Source organism: Gilliamella sp. B2923 (genome assembly GCF_026536565.1).
Lineage (GTDB): Bacteria > Pseudomonadota > Gammaproteobacteria > Enterobacterales > Orbaceae > Gilliamella.
In genome coordinates this window covers 1-2,992 of the sequence record NZ_JAFNNZ010000031.1, presented here as the reverse complement: position 1 = coordinate 2,992, position 2,992 = coordinate 1, and the positions used below count along the sequence as shown (strand labels likewise).

General features: G+C 33.8%; 1 protein-coding gene. It reads left to right on the top strand.

The annotated features are described in order from the left end of the window. Positions 1–2,915 (top strand): DUF6138 family protein (locus tag J3U42_RS12125; RefSeq protein ID WP_267336591.1); only part of this gene is annotated, 2,915 nt, incomplete at its 5' end. Positions 2,916–2,992: the final 77 nt, after the last annotated feature.

The window sequence follows — 2,992 nt, the reverse complement described above, 5'->3', positions numbered from 1 at the left end:
CACCAAAACAAAGTAATGCCCCGATTAAAAAAGAGACAGTCACCAAAACACCACAAGAACAAGAATTTGATAACTTAAAAGTTTTATTACGGAAATATATAAAGCAAGGTGAGCAGTTCGATATCGAAGCGACGTTTGAACAATTAAAAGTGTTGAGTCCAAGTACTAAGGTATTTCAAACGTTAGTTAAAGATACTCTTGAAGTTATTTTTTCAAAATTCATCAACATAATATCCCCAATGCATTTTGATTGTATAACCTATCTTCTAACAATCAAAGATCCCAATATTGTAGTGAAAGAATTTTATGCTCAAGGAGCATTAAAATATATTTATGACAATTATCAAACCCGTCCCGATTCAATTCATCGCCTGGCTGAAGAATATCTTAACGATTATCCAGTACAAATGGCAGATAAAATAGCCAGCACGTTACAACACATTGTTGACACTATTCGAGCTGGTGGTGAAGATAATATTCCAGCTTTTAAATTACCAAATCATACTTATGGTTTTTATATTACCTTCGATGAAAAATATCTGAAAATATACCCTTTAAATCGAGATAGAGACCCAAAAAGTTATCAATCATTTGCTATTAGTGATATTGAGTATAATGAGCCTCAATATAGTGATCAGATAAATAATCAATATTTTACCCCACTACTTACCGAAAAACTCCATAAAATGCTGGATAATGGTTTTTTTGAAGGTATTACAGATCATTATTTTAGAATTGCTTTTTTCAATGAGGACAATATTTTCATCGAGACACCAATAGAACAAACCTACCGACAAACAAAGATACTTGAGCTTGAAAGCGACCTAAAATATCTCGAACAATCAGATGAATATGATGTAGATTTGCTAACTGACACTGTAGAAGAATATTTTGCTTATAATAGGATCATTGAGCAATACGATACCGATAGAATTTTAGCATTATTAAAAAAATATCTTTATTCAGGTGAAAAAGAGGCTGAATCTACAGGGCGTTCTCTGTTAAGGAAACACATCCATGTTGATTTTAAAAAATGGTGGTTAGTTTATTTACAGTTTAAATGGGAAAATTTTGGATTTAAATATGCTGATATATATATTCAAGACTTAGTTGATAAAGGATATGAACCAGCAATTCTACAAAAACAAGCGTGGGATAAGCTGGGCATTAGAGATAGCAAGCCAGGAAAAAAAGACGATTCAGACAATCAGTCAGAAACCGAACGTTTTTATGATACTTTTACTGAAACTGATGTTTTTTGTGAAACTGACACCATTATCGCCAGAGCCATGCCAACGGGTGGTGAAATTTACTTACGCTTTAAACAAGAAAGTGAACAGGCATATTCCGATGCGCTTGATTATTTAAATAACTTAATGGCAAAAGGTTATTCAAATATATTTGAGGGGCATTGGCTTAATATTTATTTTGTTGCCAAGCCTGAATACTATTCTGAATTTGCTAAATACATTGAAGACTATGAGGACTTTGAAGAATATGAGCTAGGTATGGGAATAGCTTGCTGTTCACATGTCTTTTTCCGTAAAGCAGCCATGTACGAAAGTTTACATGATAAAATAAGAGAGTTTGTTAACTTAACCATGTATGAATTTCATCATAGCAGAGATCTACAAGATGAGAATAATTCAGTCGCCGGGACATTTGCTGCTATTGCCCTGGCAATGACGGATGTAAAACATATGGATTTGGCAATTAAATTTGCAAATGAAACTGATGGTGACCATGAATATTTGGCAAGTTATTTTGGCATTGTTCTTGAAAAATATTGGGGTATTACGCCCGAAACTGCGGTTGCGATTGCTTTATTGCAATTAACTCATTGTCAATTTATATCTGAATTATCCAGTCAATTTTATAAAATTCCGCAAAATTTAGCTAGTTTGACGGATTATTACAGAAATAACGAGCCCAAAAATCCATATTGTAAATTGACTTATTTAGTGGAATATCTTTTTGGTGAACCTAGTGATAGTCTCAAAAAGTTAAAAGAATTATTTAATAATGCGACTGATCCACAAGAAAAATTGATATACGCAGATTTCCATAATTTAGTCCTAGAAGCTCTTAAGAAAGAAGGAGAAGGTAGCGGTCAGCCAATTATTTATAATATCTCACCTAAACCAGAAAGCGATTCCGAACCGTTAATTATTAATGAGCAAGATTTTATCGAAAATCCACCTTGTATCATTACACCATTGCAAGCTAAAAAACGCGGGTTTGATGTTAGAGAATTGGAAACTTATGATTCCCCATGGAGAGCAGTTATTTTTGCGCCATTAACAATAACTAATCCCTACATTTTCGACGCTATTATCCAATTTCATAAAGTGCAAAATAACATAGGTGTCCGCTCTGTTATCATTTGGGGCACTGAACAAGCCTACTGTTTTGGTAAAAAAGTCGTGATTGATTTCAGTGGCACCCCCTATCAAGTGGGTATGGGAATTTATGCTAAAAACCAAGCTCAGCTAATTTATGGAGTAATGGATTTTGCAAAGATTGCTGTTGCAATGAACAAACAAGCGCCCGATAAAGAAAAATTATACGCACTGCGAAAACAATACTATTACTTTGATAGTCCAAAAGGAAGCCCAAACATTGATAAATCTAAGCCCGGTATAATGTATTTAGATGAGGCTTTAGGAGCCGGGATTTATAAGGATGATAATTATCGGGCAATCAAACAGCTTGAAAAAATCACACCGGATATGGGCGAAGTCTATGATGCCTCACTATTGTTTATGGCATATATGCAGCAGAAAAAACTAGATTATGCCATGGAGACACTACAAAGAAAACTCGATACTACTGAACTAAAACAGGTGTACCAAACAGCACAAAAACGCCTGCCACAATATCAAGAATATTGGCAGGAAAAGTTAGCGGAATTATAAAAAATAAAATCATAAAAAGGGGCTTATGCCCCAATAAACAGGATAAATTCAAATTATTCTGATAAATATAAAAAATT